The organism is Pseudomonas sp. c313 (genome assembly GCF_055407145.1).
The window spans coordinates 1-15,067 of the sequence record NZ_JBUZRD010000020.1 but is presented as its reverse complement, the minus strand read 5'-3'; the positions used below and the strand labels follow the sequence as shown (position 1 = coordinate 15,067).

The window sequence follows — 15,067 nt, the reverse complement described above, 5'->3', positions numbered from 1 at the left end:
TTCCCGCCAAATTTAGGGGTACAAGAGTCTAAAGAGGATCTTGCCCCCAGTCAAGGCAAGGCCCCGACCTCCCCTTCCATCGAACCGGGATAAAACTATCTCGATCCGACGAACGGGGCTGCCAGGGCCCGGACTTATTTATCGCAGAACTCAGTTACCGCTTGAGTTCAGCGCTTCGGTCAGTGCAGCTTCCACTTCACTGGCGCTTACGCGCAGCGGCTTGTCAAGCTCACGGCGGCGCTTGCGCTCGCTGTGGTAAGCCAAACCGGTACCGGCTGGGATCAGACGACCCACAACCACGTTTTCTTTCAGGCCGCGCAGGTAATCGCGCTTGCCGGTTACCGCTGCTTCGGTCAGTACGCGAGTGGTCTCCTGGAAGGAGGCCGCCGAGATGAACGACTCAGTGGACAACGACGCCTTGGTGATACCCAGCAGTACCCGAGTGAACTTGGAAACGAATTTCTCGTCGCCAGCCAGACGCTCGTTTTCTACCAGTACGTGAGTCAACTCCATCTGGTCGCCCTTGATGAAAGTCGAATCGCCGGATTCAGCGATCTCAACTTTACGCAGCATCTGACGCAGGATGGTCTCGATGTGCTTATCGTTGATCTTCACGCCTTGCAGACGGTAAACGTCCTGGATCTCGTTAACGATGTACTTGGCGAGCGCACTCACACCCAGCAAGCGCAGGATGTCGTGTGGATCGCTCGGGCCGTCGGAGATAACTTCGCCGCGGTTTACCTGTTCGCCTTCGAAGACGTTCAGGTGACGCCACTTCGGAATCAGCTCTTCGTACAGATCGGTACCGTCGTTAGGGGTAATGACCAGACGGCGCTTGCCTTTGGTCTCTTTACCGAACGCGATGGTGCCGCTGACTTCAGCCAGAATCGATGCTTCCTTCGGACGACGAGCTTCGAACAAGTCGGCAACACGCGGCAGACCACCGGTGATGTCACGAGTTTTCGAAGTCTCTTGCGGAATACGAGCGATAACATCACCGATCGCGATTTTCGCACCATCCGCCACACCGACAAGGGCGTTGGCAGGCAGGAAGTACTGGGCAATTACGTCGGTACCCGGCAGCAAGAGATCCTTGCCGTTGTCATCAACCATCTTCACAGCAGGACGGATATCTTTACCGGCAGCTGGACGATCTTTGGCGTCGAGTACTTCAATGTTGGTCATACCGGTCAATTCGTCAGTCTGACGCTTGATCGTGATGCCTTCTTCCATGCCCACGTACGTCACGGTACCTTTCATTTCGGTAACGATTGGGTGAGTGTGCGGATCCCACTTGGCCACGATTGCGCCAGCGTCGACCTTGTCACCTTCTTTGACCGAAATCACAGCACCGTACGGCAGCTTGTAACGCTCACGCTCACGACCGTAGTCATCAGCGATTGCCAGCTCACCGGAACGGGACACAGCAACCAGGCAGCCATCCACTCGCTCAACGTGCTTCAAGTTGTGCAGACGAACGGTACCGCCATTCTTCACCTGAACGCTGTCCGCAGCGGAGGTCCGGCTTGCCGCACCACCAATGTGGAACGTACGCATGGTCAGCTGGGTACCCGGCTCACCGATGGACTGGGCAGCGATAACGCCGACCGCTTCACCGATGTTCACCTGGTGACCACGAGCCAAGTCACGGCCATAGCACTTGGCGCAAATGCCATAACGGGTTTCGCAACTGATCGGCGAACGTACAATCACTTCGTCGATGCTGTTGAGTTCGATGAACTCGACCCATTTCTCGTCAACCAGAGTGCCGGCAGGAACGATAACTTCCTCGGTACCTGGCTTGAATACGTCACGGGCGATTACTCGACCCAGTACGCGCTCACCCAACGGCTCTACAACGTCGCCGCCTTCGATGTGCGGAGTCATCAGCAGACCGCGTTCGGTACCGCAGTCGACTTCAGTCACAACCAAGTCTTGCGCAACGTCTACCAGACGACGAGTCAGGTAACCGGAGTTAGCAGTTTTCAACGCGGTATCCGCCAGACCTTTACGCGCACCGTGAGTAGAGATGAAGTACTGAAGTACGCTCAAACCTTCACGGAAGTTCGCAGTAATCGGCGTTTCAATGATGGAACCGTCCGGCTTGGCCATCAGGCCACGCATACCGGCGAGCTGACGGATCTGCGCGGCAGAACCCCGTGCGCCCGAGTCGGCCATCATGTACATCGAGTTGAACGACTCTTGATCGACTTCTACGCCATGACGGTCGATAACACGCTCTTTCGAGAGGTTCGACATCATCGCCTTCGACACTTCGTCGTTGGCCTTGGACCAAAGGTCGATCACTTTGTTGTACTTCTCGCCCTGGGTTACCAGGCCGGAGGCGTACTGGCTTTCGATCTCTTTCACTTCATCGGTAGCAGCACTGATGATGGCGGCTTTCTCGTCCGGGATAACGAAGTCGTTAACACCGATGGAAACGCCGGAAATGGTCGAATAAGCAAAACCGGTGTACATCAACTGGTCAGCGAAGATAACGGTCTCTTTCAAACCAACCACGCGGTAGCACTGGTTGATCAGCTTGGAGATCGCCTTTTTCTTCATTGGCTGGTTGACCACGTCGTACGACAGGCCAGGTGGAACAACCTGGAACAACAGCGCGCGGCCGACAGTAGTGTCGACGATACGAGTGTTCTTGACGCTGCCACCATCACGATCGTTGACGGTTTCGTGGATGCGGACCTTGACCTTGGCGTGCAGAGCGGCTTCGCCGGCACGGAACACACGGTCAACTTCCTGCAGATCCGCGAACACACGACCTTCGCCCTTGGCGTTGATCGCTTCACGAGTCATGTAGTACAGACCCAATACAACGTCCTGCGACGGAACGATGATTGGCTCACCGTTGGCTGGCGACAGAATGTTGTTGGTCGACATCATCAACGCACGCGCTTCCAGCTGGGCTTCCAGCGTCAGCGGTACGTGCACGGCCATTTGGTCGCCGTCGAAGTCGGCGTTGTACGCAGCACAGACCAACGGGTGCAGCTGGATAGCTTTACCTTCGATCAGTACCGGTTCAAACGCCTGGATACCCAGACGGTGAAGGGTCGGTGCACGGTTGAGGAGAACCGGGTGTTCGCGAATCACTTCAGCGAGAACGTCCCAAACTTCTGGCAGCTCGCGCTCGACCATTTTCTTGGCCGCTTTGATGGTGGTCGCAAGACCGCGCATTTCCAGCTTGCCAAAAATGAACGGCTTGAACAGCTCGAGAGCCATCTTCTTCGGCAGACCGCACTGGTGCAGACGCAGGGTCGGGCCTACGGTAATTACCGAACGACCGGAGTAGTCAACACGCTTACCGAGCAAGTTCTGACGGAAACGACCCTGCTTACCCTTGATCATGTCAGCCAGGGATTTCAGAGGACGCTTGTTGGAACCCGTGATAGCGCGGCCACGACGACCGTTGTCGAGCAAGGCATCGACAGCTTCCTGCAACATACGCTTTTCGTTGCGCACGATGATGTCCGGAGCGGACAGATCAAGCAGGCGCTTCAAGCGGTTGTTACGGTTGATCACGCGACGGTACAGGTCGTTGAGGTCGGAAGTCGCGAAGCGACCGCCATCCAACGGTACCAGCGGACGCAAGTCTGGCGGCAAAACCGGCAGAACGGTCAGCACCATCCACTCTGGCAAGTTGCCGGAACCCAGGAAGGCTTCCATCAACTTCAGACGCTTGGACAGCTTCTTGATCTTGGTTTCGGAGTTGGTTTGCGGAATTTCTTCACGCAGGCGGCCAATCTCGTGTTCCAGGTCGATAGCGTGCAGCAGTTCACGGACAGCTTCAGCACCCATGCGGGCATCGAAATCGTCGCCGAACTCTTCCAGCGCTTCGAAGTACTGTTCGTCGTTGAGCAACTGACCCTTTTCAAGGGTGGTCATGCCTGGATCGATAACAACGTAGCTCTCGAAGTAGAGAACGCGTTCGATATCACGCAGGGTCATGTCCATCAGCAAGCCGATACGGGACGGCAGCGATTTCAGGAACCAGATGTGAGCAACCGGCGAAGCCAGTTCGATGTGCGCCATGCGCTCACGACGAACCTTAGCCAGTGCAACTTCAACGCCGCACTTCTCGCAGATCACACCACGGTGCTTCAAGCGCTTGTACTTACCGCACAGGCACTCGTAATCCTTTACCGGGCCAAAGATCTTGGCGCAGAACAGGCCGTCACGCTCAGGTTTGAACGTACGGTAGTTGATGGTTTCCGGTTTTTTAACTTCACCGAACGACCACGAACGGATCATCTCAGGCGATGCCAATCCAATACGGATGGCGTCGAACTCTTCGACTTGACCCTGGTTTTTCAGCAAATTCAGTAGGTCTTTCAAGGCCTTTCCTCCTGGCGGAGCAGAGAGCGGGCTAAACAGCCCCGCTCTCGATTCGCGTCACGTGTTATTCGGTTTCCAGATCGATATCGATGCCGAGGGAACGAATTTCTTTGATCAACACGTTGAAGGACTCGGGCATGCCCGGCTCCATACGGTGATCGCCGTCCACGATGTTTTTGTACATCTTGGTCCGGCCGTTCACATCATCCGACTTCACTGTGAGCATTTCTTGCAGAGTGTATGCAGCACCGTATGCTTCCAGTGCCCAGACCTCCATCTCCCCGAAACGCTGACCACCGAACTGAGCCTTACCACCCAACGGCTGCTGGGTAACCAGGCTGTACGAACCGGTAGAACGAGCGTGCATCTTATCGTCTACCAAGTGGTTCAGCTTCAGCATGTACATGTAGCCAACAGTAACCGGGCGCTCAAACTTGTTGCCGGTACGGCCGTCGAACAGCTGCATCTGGCCGCTTTCTGGCAGGTCTGCCAGTTTCAGCATGGCCTTGATTTCGCTTTCCTTGGCACCGTCGAACACCGGCGTAGCCATTGGAACACCGCCGCGCAGGTTCTTCGCCAGATCCAGGATTTCCTGGTCGGTGAAGGTGTCCAGCTCTTCGTTGCGACCGCCGATCTCGTTGTAGATCTCGTGCAGGAACTTGCGCAGGTCAGCAACCTTGCGCTGCTCTTCGATCATACGATTGATCTTCTCGCCCAAACCTTTGGCCGCAAGGCCCAGGTGGGTTTCAAGGATCTGACCAACGTTCATACGCGAAGGTACGCCCAACGGGTTGAGGACGACGTCGACCGGAGTGCCATTGGCATCGTGCGGCATGTCTTCAACCGGCATGATCACGGAGACCACACCTTTGTTACCGTGACGACCGGCCATCTTGTCGCCAGGCTGGATGCGGCGACGGATTGCCAGGTAAACCTTGACGATTTTCAGCACACCTGGAGCCAGGTCATCGCCCTGCTGCAGTTTGCGCTTCTTGTCTTCGAACTTGTCGTCCAGCAGACGGCGACGATCAACGATGTAGGCCTGGGCCTTCTCGAGCTGCTCGTTCAGAGCATCTTCAGCCATGCGCAGCTTGAACCACTGACCATGCTCAAGACCGTCGAGTACTTCGTCGGTGATCTCCTGACCCTTCTTCAGACCTGCGCCGCCTTCAGCCTTACGACCTACCAGCGCGGAACGCAGACGTTCGAAGGTCGCGCCTTCAACGATACGGAACTCTTCATTCAGATCCTTGCGGATCTCGTCGAGTTGGGTCTTCTCGATGGACAGTGCACGAGCATCACGCTCAACACCGTCACGGGTGAAGACCTGTACGTCGATGACAGTACCCTTGGTACCGGTAGGTACGCGCAGGGAGGTGTCTTTAACGTCGCTGGCTTTTTCACCGAAGATGGCACGCAACAGCTTCTCTTCCGGAGTCAGTTGGGTCTCGCCTTTCGGAGTGACCTTACCAACCAGGATGTCGCCTGCGCCAACCTCAGCACCTACGTAAACGATACCGGCTTCGTCCAGCTTGTTCAGTGCAGCTTCACCCACGTTCGGGATGTCTGCAGTGATTTCCTCTGGCCCAAGCTTGGTGTCACGTGCCACACAGGTCAGTTCCTGAATGTGGATCGTGGTGAAACGGTCTTCCTGAACAACACGCTCGGACAGGCAGATGGAGTCTTCGAAGTTATAACCGTTCCAGGCCATGAACGCGATACGCATGTTCTGACCCAGCGCCAGCTCACCCATGTCGGTGGACGGACCATCGGCCATAATGTCGCTGCGCTGAACCCGATCACCCTTGCTCACCAGCGGACGCTGGTTGATGCAGGTGTTCTGGTTGGAGCGGGTGTACTTGGTCAGGTTGTAGATGTCGACACCGGCTTCGCCAGTTTCAACTTCGTCGTCAGCAACACGAACCACGATACGGCTGGCATCAACAGAGTCGATAACACCGCCACGACGAGCCACGACACAAACGCCGGAGTCACGGGCTACGTTACGCTCCATGCCGGTACCTACCAGCGGCTTGTCAGCACGCAGGGTCGGTACAGCTTGACGCTGCATGTTGGAACCCATCAACGCACGGTTGGCGTCATCGTGTTCCAGGAACGGGATCAGCGACGCTGCAACCGAAACTACCTGCTTCGGCGATACGTCCATCAAGGTGACGTCTTCCGGCGCCTTGACGGTGAACTCGTTCAAGTGACGAACAGCTACCAGTTCGTCGATCAGCATTTTCTTGTCGTTCATCGTGGCCGAGGCCTGAGCGATCACGTGATCAGCTTCTTCGATGGCGGACAGGAACACGATCTCGTCGGTGACCAGAGCGTCTTTCACCACACGGTACGGGCTCTCGAGGAAACCGTACTGGTTGGTGCGCGCATAAGCGGCCAGGGAGTTGATCAGGCCGATGTTCGGACCTTCCGGCGTTTCAATCGGGCATACACGACCATAGTGAGTCGGGTGTACGTCACGAACTTCAAAGCCTGCACGCTCACGAGTTAGACCGCCCGGGCCCAGTGCAGAAACACGGCGCTTGTGGGTGATCTCGGAGAGCGGGTTGTTCTGGTCCATGAACTGCGAGAGCTGGCTGGAACCGAAGAACTCTTTCACCGCCGCAGCCACTGGCTTGGCGTTGATCAGGTCTTGCGGCATCAGGCCTTCGCTTTCAGCCATCGACAGACGCTCTTTGACCGCACGCTCAACACGTACCAGGCCAACACGGAACTGGTTTTCAGCCATTTCGCCTACGCAGCGAACACGACGGTTACCCAGGTGGTCGATGTCATCGACGATGCCTTTACCGTTACGGATGTCGACCAGGGTCTTCAGTACCGCGACGATGTCTTCCTTGCACAATACGCCCGAACCTTCGATCTCGGTGCGACCGATACGACGGTTGAACTTCATCCGGCCGACCGCAGACAGGTCATAGCGCTCAGGGCTGAAGAACAGGTTGTTGAACAGGGTCTCGGCAGCGTCTTTGGTTGGTGGCTCGCCAGGACGCATCATGCGATAGATCTCGACCAGCGCTTCCAATTGGTTGCTGGTGGAGTCGATCTTCAGGGTGTCGGAGACGAACGGACCGCAGTCGATATCGTTGGTGTACAAGGTCTCGAGGCGAACAATCTGAGACTTGGCGATTTTGCCCAGGATCTCGGTGTTCAGCTCGGTGTTGCATTCAGCCAGGATTTCGCCAGTGGCCGGGTGCACGATGACCTTGGCGGTGGTGCGACCCAGGACGTAGTCCAAAGGCACTTCCAGCGTCTTGATACCGGCTTTTTCGATCTGGTTGATGTGGCGCGCAGTAATACGGCGGCCGGCTTCAACGATGATCTTGCCCTTCTCGTCCTGGATGTCCAGAACAGCAATCTCACCACGCAGGCGCTGAGGCACCAGTTCCAGGCTGAGGGTTTCGCCACTCACATGGAATACGTTGGTGGTGTAGAACGCGTCCAGCACCTGCTCAGTGGTATAGCCGAGCGCGCGCAGCAGTACCGATGCCGGCAGCTTGCGACGACGGTCGATACGCACGAACACGCAGTCTTTCGGGTCGAACTCGAAGTCCAACCACGAACCACGGTACGGAATGATCCGCGCGGAGTACAAGAGTTTGCCGGAGCTGTGCGTCTTGCCGCGGTCGTGGTCGAAGAACACGCCCGGGGAACGGTGCAGCTGGGAAACGATAACGCGCTCGGTACCATTGATAACGAAGGTACCGTTCTCAGTCATCAGGGGGATTTCACCCATGTAGACTTCTTGCTCTTTGATGTCCTTGATCGCTTTGTTCGACGATTCTTTGTCGAAAATGATCAAACGGACTTTTACCCGCAAAGGTACGGCGTACGTAACACCGCGCAACACGCATTCTTTGACATCAAATGCCGGTTCGCCCAGGCGATAACCGACGTACTCCAGCGCAGCATTGCCGGAGTAGCTGATGATCGGGAAAACAGATTTGAAGGCCGCATGCAGGCCCACGTCGCGGAACTGATCTTTGGTCGCTCCCGCCTGCAAGAATTCACGATACGAATCCAGCTGGATAGCCAGAAGGTACGGGACATCCATGACGTCCGGCAACTTGCTAAAGTCCTTGCGGATACGTTTTTTCTCAGTATATGAGTAAGCCATCAGCGTTCCCCAGCTTGGTCACCTGCTTGTTTGGCCCCTCCCGACGGGAGCAGCCAGAAAATCGTGCAAACCCCATGGTTTGCGCCACCCCATCGGGTGGTTACAGCGCGCTATAGGCGACGACCGAGTCGATTGCCAATAACGGAAAAAGGCCGGTGGCAAGAGCCACCAGCCATCAGCCTTCAGCTTAACGCTTGGGCTGGAGACGCAAGGTCGATGCTTACTTCAGCTCGACTTTAGCGCCTGCTTCTTCCAAGGTAGCCTTGGCTTTAGCAGCAGCGTCAGCCGACACAGCTTCCAGAACCACGGAACCAGCACCGTTATCAACTACAGCCTTGGCTTCTTTCAGGCCCAGACCGGTCAGCTCACGTACAGCCTTGATCACGTTAACTTTCTTGTCGCCAGCTTCAAGCAGAACAACGTTGAATTCAGTTTGTTCTTCAACGACAGCAGCGGCAGCAGCAGGACCAGCAGAAGCAGCAGCAGCAGAAACGCCGAACTTCTCTTCCATTGCCTTGATCAGTTCAACGATTTCCAGAACGGATTTTTCGCCGATTGCTTCGATGATTTGGTCGTTAGTCAGAGACATGACTATAAATTCCTGTATTGGGGTGACGGCCTACGCGGCCATCGAAATAAACAATAAACGTAAAAAGGAGTTGCTCAGCCTTAAGCTGCAGCAGCTTCTTTCTGGTCGCGAAGAGCCGCCAGAGTACGAGCCAATTTGCTGGTTGCGCCTTGAATCACGCTCATCAGCTGGGAAATGGCTTCGTCACGGGTCGGCAGGCTTGCCAGTACGTCGATCTGATTAGCTGCGAGGTAGTTACCCTCGAACGCAGCTGCCTTGATCTCGAACTTGTCCTGACCTTTTGCGAACTCTTTGAACAAACGGGCAGCAGCACCCGGATGTTCGTTGGAGAATGCAATCAAGGTCGGGCCGGTGAACACGTCGTTGAGAACACTGTATTGAGTGTCGGCAACAGCGCGCTTGAGCAGGGTATTACGTACAACACGTACGTAAACGCCAGCTTCACGAGCCTCTTTACGGAGTCCGGTCATAGCGCCTACTGTCACACCGCGGGCATCAACCACGACAGCGGACAGGGCAACTTTGGCAGCCTTGTTGACTTCAGCGACGATGGCCTTCTTGTCTTCAAGTTTAATTGCCACGGGAAAAACTCCTGCTTGTTACCGTTTCATCCAACCGAAGCCGGATGTCGTTTTGGTGTCTGATTCGGTAAGGAACCGGGAGCACCATCTGCGTAGGCTTGAGGTTTAAGACTTGCGCCGCCTACGGTCTTGGATAGCCCCCGCCAGGCAGGGACCCCAATTTTTCAACTGCCGCAATTGCTTGCGCCAGTTTATGTCTTATACGTCCAGCGAGCCTTGGTCGATGACCAGACCTGGGCCCATGGTGGTGCTCAGGGTAACGCGCTTGACGTAGATACCTTTCGAGGAAGCTGGCTTGATACGCTTCAGATCAGCGATCAGGGCTTCAACGTTTTCCTTCAGCTTGACGGCATCAAAGCCGACTTTGCCAACGGAGGTGTGAATGATGCCGTTTTTGTCGGTGCGATAACGAACCTGACCAGCCTTGGCGTTTTTAACCGCGGTAGCTACGTCTGGGGTTACGGTGCCGACTTTAGGGTTAGGCATCAGGCCGCGTGGGCCCAGGATCTGACCCAACTGACCCACAACGCGCATTGCATCCGGGGATGCGATAACTACGTCAAAGTTCAGGTTACCGGCTTTCATTTCGGCAGCCAGATCGTCCATACCTACACGGTCAGCGCCGGCAGCCAGAGCAGCTTCAGCTGCCGGGCCTTGGGTGAAGACAGCAACACGTACAGTCTTGCCAGTACCGTGTGGCAGCACAGTTGCGCTACGAACGACCTGGTCGGATTTACGCGGGTCAACACCCAAGTTCACAGCAATATCAACAGACTCGCTGAATTTGACAGTCGACAGCTCGGTCAGCAGTGCAGCGGCATCTACAAAGTTGTAGGCCTTGCCCGCTTCGATTTTGCCAGCGATAGCCTTTTGGCGCTTGGTCAGCTTAGCCATTACACACCCTCCACGTTAAGGCCCATGCTACGAGCAGAACCGGCGATGGTACGCACGGCTGCATCCATATCAGCTGCAGTCAGATCCGCGTTTTTGGTTTTCGCGATTTCTTCCAGCTGAGCACGAGTCACGGTGCCAACCTTAACGGTGTTTGGACGAGCGGAACCGCTAGTCAGACCAGCAGCTTTCTTCAACAAAACCGAAGCCGGGGTCGACTTGGTTTCGAAAGTGAAGCTACGGTCGCTGTATACAGTGATGATCACTGGAGTCGGCAGACCTGGTTCAATACCCTGAGTACGGGCGTTGAAGGCCTTGCAGAACTCCATGATGTTCACGCCGTGCTGACCCAGAGCTGGACCGACGGGTGGGCTTGGGTTGGCCTGAGCGGCCTTCACTTGCAGCTTGATGTAAGCGGTAATCTTCTTGGCCATGAGGCACTCCAATTACGGGTTCGAACGCCTCGAAAGGCTCCCCGGTTACTTGCGCGTTTATCCCAGTGACGACAAAACCCCACAGCCTAAGGCTGCGGGGTTGGGATGCTTGCTCAGCTAGACTTTTTCGACCTGGCTGAACTCTAGCTCTACCGGAGTAGAGCGACCGAAAATGAGCACTGCCACTTGGATCCGGCTCTTTTCGTAGTTAACTTCTTCGACAGTGCCGTTAAAATCTGCAAACGGACCATCAGTGACACGAACGATCTCACCCGGCTCGAACAACGTCTTCGGCTTGGGCTTGTCGCTACCATCAGCAACACGACGCAGAATCGACTCTGCCTCTTTGTCGGTAATCGCAGCAGGCTTATCAGCGGTACCACCGATAAAGCCCATGACGCGAGGAGTATCCTTGACCAAGTGCCAAGTACCCTCATTCATGTCCATTTGAACCAGCACGTAGCCAGGGAAGAACTTGCGCTCGCTTTTGCGTTTCTGGCCATTACGCATTTCAACCACTTCTTCAGTGGGAACCAGAATTTCGCCGAAGCCTTCTTCCATGCCTGCAAACTTTATGCGCTCTAGCAAAGAGCGCATGACATGCTTCTCGTAACCCGAGTAAGCATGCACAACGTACCAACGCTTAGCCACGGGACACCCTTAGCCAACAATCAAGGAAACAAGCCAGCCGAGCAGGGAATCAAGCCCCCACAACAGCAACGCCATAACCAGAACAACAGCTACCACAATCAAAGTGGTCTGCGTGGTTTCTTGGCGAGTCGGCCAAACGACTTTACGGATCTCGGTACGAGCTTCCTTTACCAGGACCGCAAAAGACTTGCCTTTAGCAGTCTGCAGGCCAACAAAGGCAGCAACAGCAGCAAGGGCGAGCAATGCGAGGACGCGGTACAGGATCGGCGACGCAGAGTAGTACTGGTTGCCGACAACGCCTACGACCACAACAGCGACTACTACAAGCCACTTGAGGAGATCGAAGCGAGAGCCTTGAGCTTCAGCCTTAGGAGTCATCTATGAAGATCCTGTGAAAAGAAAGCCAGACACACCAAGTGAATCTGGCAGGTCAGGAGGGAATCGAACCCCCAACCTACGGTTTTGGAGACCGTCGCTCTGCCAATTGAGCTACTGACCTAAAACAAAATCAGGCCGACAATTATGCCGATCTGAAAAAGACTTTACAACAACAAACCCCTGCAGACCTGGAACCTACCCAAACAAAATCACGAAAGAGAGCAGAATCAATCAGAGGTAGCTGTTAAAACAAAGGCAGATATTTTCATATCTGCCTTGTTATATGGAGCTCTTGAGCGGATTTGAACCGCTGACCTCACCCTTACCAAGGGTGTGCTCTACCAACTGAGCTACAAGAGCAAAACACTATGCACAACCTGCAAACTTGGAGCGGGTAGCGGGAATCGAACCCGCATCATCAGCTTGGAAGGCTGAGGTTCTACCACTAAACTATACCCGCAGAGCTTGCAGCTCACGCTAAAATGGTGGAGGGGGAAGGATTCGAACCTTCGAAGTCGTAGACGTCAGATTTACAGTCTGATCCCTTTGGCCGCTCGGGAACCCCTCCTAAGCGAGCCGGCATTCTATATCATGCCAGCCTTCTGTCAAGCATTTTCTCATTAAAAATATGAGGTTAGCTGCATTGACTGTCGCATCACACCGTTTCCCTCAAGAGGTCATCACTGCGAAGCGGGCGCCATTCTATGCAAACTATTCAACAGTTGCAATGCCTTCGCACGGCATTATTTTATGTTTTAACTCATTGAATTCGTTAGCAAGGTTTTCAAAGGGCAAATCATCGGCCAGACGCCGGCTTTCAGGTGCCACTCTCAGCCAGTATCCCGAAACATCAGGAGCGCTCAGCGATTGCAGTTTTACCTTGATGTCCAGACTGGTAAGCCGCTGCTCCACAGATCGCGCCTGCTTCTGATCAGCAAAACTACCAATATAGAGACAACTGCTCTGCACCTCTGGGGCTTTTGCCCTGTCCCGTCGAACCACGGCATCAGCAGACTCGCTCAATAACTGGATATCCTGCTGAGAACCTCGGTACAGAACCAGGGGCGTAACATCCTTGGCACGCAGGGGCGCTTCCTGCTGATGCCAAATGTAATAGAAGATATTAAGGACCAGCAAAAGCAAAAACAGCCAACGCATAAAAACCTCAGGACAAGGGGCACGCCATCGCCAAACCGACAAAAACAAGATCAGGGACAAGTTTCGCTCGAGGCACGGCATCAGCAATCAGCTCAGCATCCCCTCCCGTCAGGAATACGGTGAATTCGTCACCCCAGTAACGCTGAGCCAACTCCAGCTGAGTCAGGACAAATCCTCTCAACATAAGCATACAGCCACGCTCCACCGCCTCTACGGTCGTACGACCTGGCGACAGGTGCTCTAGGGCACGCTCGGCGGCAATATCGTCGTAGCGTATTTTGCGAGTATGCGTTCGCAACTGGTTACGCATTAATGGCATACCAGGACAAATAAATCCGCCGAGATGCTCACCGTCCGCAGCAATGAAGTCGGAGGTAGCCGCCGTACCAAAATCGAGTACAAGGCACGAGCCCGGCGACAACTGAAAACCGCCAAGCATAGCCAGCCAGCGATCAAGCCCCAGCCGCTCGAAGTCTTCGTACCCATTACGCACCCCGGCCATCTGCCTCGCAGATGTAGCACAAACCACAGTGATGCCAAAGGCATCTACCAGGGCCGCGACCAACTTGTTGGTCTCCTCGGAAGCACGAACACTCACCAGTCGACAATGTTTTATCGCCAAGCCCGCAAGCGCTGACAGGCTATCGATTAGCACGATATCCGAGCCGACGATTCCCTCTGCGAAAACATACGCCCTGCCTGACTCAAGCACTCGCCATTTAATAAAGCTATTCCCACAGTCGAGCTCAAGAATCATCACGCAACCTCAGGCTTAACTCACCACCGCTGTATATTTTTTCAACACCATCCACGCCCAAGCGTAACGCACCCTGCCCATCGATACCCAGCACCAGTCCTTCGACTTGATTCACGCCGGCAATGAGCGAGACGGAACGCCCCTGCCATAGATGGTTCTGCTCCCACTCGCCTTGAATAGCGGAAAAGCCGAACGCTTGATGACGATCAAGGTAGGTTTGTAACTGCAAGCCGAGACGGGCTACCAGATAGTTACGATCAACGGCGCTACCGGTTTCCAACTGCACAGAAGTCCATTGCTGATCGACTTCAGGCGCTTTCTGCATATTCACATTAATCCCCACACCAAGGACTACGTGGCAGACATCTGCCGGATCTCCGACCAACTCCAGGAGGATGCCAGCAATCTTCTTCTGCCCCACCAAGACGTCATTGGGCCACTTCAAGCCTGCATTGCGCACGCCAGCCTCCCGCAGGGCCTGCATGACCGCCAGGCCGACAACCAGGCTAAGCCCCTCCAGTTGTCGCAACCCCCCATCAATTCGCAAGACGAGGCTGTAGTAGACATTTTGAGCGAAAGGGCTTACCCACTTACGCCCTCGCCTACCCCTGCCAGCAGTCTGCTGCTCCGACAGCACCAGAAACGGCGCAACTTGCCCCCCACCAATAAGACGCAATGCTTCGGCATTGGTAGAGTCAATGGAGTCGGAGATATAGACAGGCCAGGCAGAAGAAGGCGCATTTGCAGCTATTTCGTCATGGCTTAGCAACGCCAGGGGCGCAGCCAACTGATATCCCCTGCCACGGACTTTATGGATAGGCAGATTCAACTCCGCCTCAAGATGCTGAAGCTGCTTCCATACAGCACTGCGACTGACGCCCAAGGCTGTACCAAGCGCTTCCCCGGAGTGGAATCGGCCATCTTTTAGAAGTTTCAACAACGTCAGCATGCAAGTCTCGCCTCACAATGAGGCACGCATGATAGCCATGCATAGGGCCATTGCATAGAAAGGCAGGACTTTAGCATTGAAGGCGACTGGCAGCGCTCGCTCATACTTTTCGAGCGCCCAAAACAAAACCCCATCTGCTTTCGCAAATGGGGTTTCGGAATTTAATCTTGACGATGACCTACTCTCACATG

Annotated in this window: 11 protein-coding genes and 4 tRNA genes; all 15 read right to left on the bottom strand. The window is 55.0% G+C overall.

Annotation, left to right across the window (positions count from 1 at the left end):
- Positions 1–150 precede the first annotated feature (150 nt).
- The 15 genes from rpoC to birA all read right to left on the bottom strand — a co-directional run bounded on the left by rpoC (position 151) and on the right by birA (position 14,876).
- A complete protein-coding gene (gene rpoC, locus ACZRKZ_RS26485; protein ID WP_133103483.1) occupies positions 151–4,350 on the bottom strand; it encodes a DNA-directed RNA polymerase subunit beta' in 4,200 nt (1,399 codons plus the stop codon).
- A gap of 64 nt (positions 4,351–4,414) precedes the next feature.
- A complete protein-coding gene (gene rpoB / locus ACZRKZ_RS26480) occupies positions 4,415–8,488 on the bottom strand; it encodes a DNA-directed RNA polymerase subunit beta (protein ID WP_133103484.1) in 4,074 nt (1,357 codons plus the stop codon).
- 220 nt (positions 8,489–8,708) lie between these two features.
- Positions 8,709–9,077, bottom strand: a complete 369-nt coding sequence (gene rplL / locus ACZRKZ_RS26475) for a 50S ribosomal protein L7/L12 (RefSeq protein WP_133103485.1) — start codon at positions 9,075–9,077, stop codon at positions 8,709–8,711.
- An 80-nt stretch (positions 9,078–9,157) separates the two neighbouring features.
- Positions 9,158–9,658, bottom strand: coding sequence for a 50S ribosomal protein L10 (gene rplJ, locus ACZRKZ_RS26470; RefSeq protein ID WP_463967403.1), 501 nt, complete (start codon positions 9,656–9,658; stop codon positions 9,158–9,160).
- Positions 9,659–9,856: 198 nt separating this feature from the next.
- The gene (rplA, locus tag ACZRKZ_RS26465; protein ID WP_133103487.1) at positions 9,857–10,552 is read right to left on the bottom strand and encodes a 50S ribosomal protein L1; all 696 of its coding nucleotides are present in this window, start codon (positions 10,550–10,552) and stop codon (positions 9,857–9,859) included.
- The gene (rplK, locus tag ACZRKZ_RS26460; protein ID WP_003210097.1) at positions 10,552–10,983 is read right to left on the bottom strand and encodes a 50S ribosomal protein L11; all 432 of its coding nucleotides are present in this window, start codon (positions 10,981–10,983) and stop codon (positions 10,552–10,554) included. Before rplK ends, rplA begins: the two co-directional genes overlap by 1 nt.
- Positions 10,984–11,100: 117 nt before the next feature.
- The gene (gene nusG, locus ACZRKZ_RS26455) at positions 11,101–11,634 is read right to left on the bottom strand and encodes a transcription termination/antitermination protein NusG (protein ID WP_133103488.1); all 534 of its coding nucleotides are present in this window, start codon (positions 11,632–11,634) and stop codon (positions 11,101–11,103) included.
- Between the two features lie 9 nt (positions 11,635–11,643).
- On the bottom strand, positions 11,644–12,012 hold the full coding sequence (gene secE / locus ACZRKZ_RS26450; RefSeq protein WP_076016471.1) for a preprotein translocase subunit SecE: 369 nt from the start codon (positions 12,010–12,012) through the stop codon (positions 11,644–11,646).
- 45 nt (positions 12,013–12,057) lie between these two features.
- Positions 12,058–12,133 (bottom strand) — tRNA-Trp (locus ACZRKZ_RS26445).
- Between the two features lie 163 nt (positions 12,134–12,296).
- Positions 12,297–12,372: transfer RNA gene (locus ACZRKZ_RS26440), tRNA-Thr, on the bottom strand.
- A gap of 26 nt (positions 12,373–12,398) precedes the next feature.
- Positions 12,399–12,472: transfer RNA gene (locus ACZRKZ_RS26435), tRNA-Gly, on the bottom strand.
- 23 nt (positions 12,473–12,495) lie between these two features.
- A tRNA-Tyr gene (locus ACZRKZ_RS26430) sits at positions 12,496–12,580 on the bottom strand.
- A gap of 143 nt (positions 12,581–12,723) precedes the next feature.
- The gene (locus ACZRKZ_RS26425) at positions 12,724–13,170 is read right to left on the bottom strand and encodes a hypothetical protein (RefSeq protein WP_463983123.1); all 447 of its coding nucleotides are present in this window, start codon (positions 13,168–13,170) and stop codon (positions 12,724–12,726) included.
- A gap of 7 nt (positions 13,171–13,177) precedes the next feature.
- Entirely contained in the window at positions 13,178–13,927 is a 750-nt protein-coding gene (locus tag ACZRKZ_RS26420; protein WP_149413636.1) for a pantothenate kinase, read from the bottom strand.
- Entirely contained in the window at positions 13,917–14,876 is a 960-nt protein-coding gene (gene birA / locus ACZRKZ_RS26415) for a bifunctional biotin--[acetyl-CoA-carboxylase] ligase/biotin operon repressor BirA (RefSeq protein ID WP_463967405.1), read from the bottom strand. Before birA ends, ACZRKZ_RS26420 begins: the two co-directional genes overlap by 11 nt.
- Positions 14,877–15,067: the final 191 nt, after the last annotated feature.

Coding starts and splice junctions, on each gene's coding strand:
- ACZRKZ_RS26420 (WP_149413636.1), bottom strand. CDS start 13,927: ATGATTCTTGAGCTCGACTGTGGGAATAGCTTTATTAAATGGCGAGTG.
- rplK (WP_003210097.1), bottom strand. CDS start 10,983: ATGGCCAAGAAGATTACCGCTTACATCAAGCTGCAAGTGAAGGCCGCT.
- birA (WP_463967405.1), bottom strand. CDS start 14,876: ATGCTGACGTTGTTGAAACTTCTAAAAGATGGCCGATTCCACTCCGGG.
- rplL (WP_133103485.1), bottom strand. CDS start 9,077: ATGTCTCTGACTAACGACCAAATCATCGAAGCAATCGGCGAAAAATCC.
- ACZRKZ_RS26425 (WP_463983123.1), bottom strand. CDS start 13,170: ATGCGTTGGCTGTTTTTGCTTTTGCTGGTCCTTAATATCTTCTATTAC.
- rplA (WP_133103487.1), bottom strand. CDS start 10,552: ATGGCTAAGCTGACCAAGCGCCAAAAGGCTATCGCTGGCAAAATCGAA.
- secE (WP_076016471.1), bottom strand. CDS start 12,012: ATGACTCCTAAGGCTGAAGCTCAAGGCTCTCGCTTCGATCTCCTCAAG.
- rpoB (WP_133103484.1), bottom strand. CDS start 8,488: ATGGCTTACTCATATACTGAGAAAAAACGTATCCGCAAGGACTTTAGC.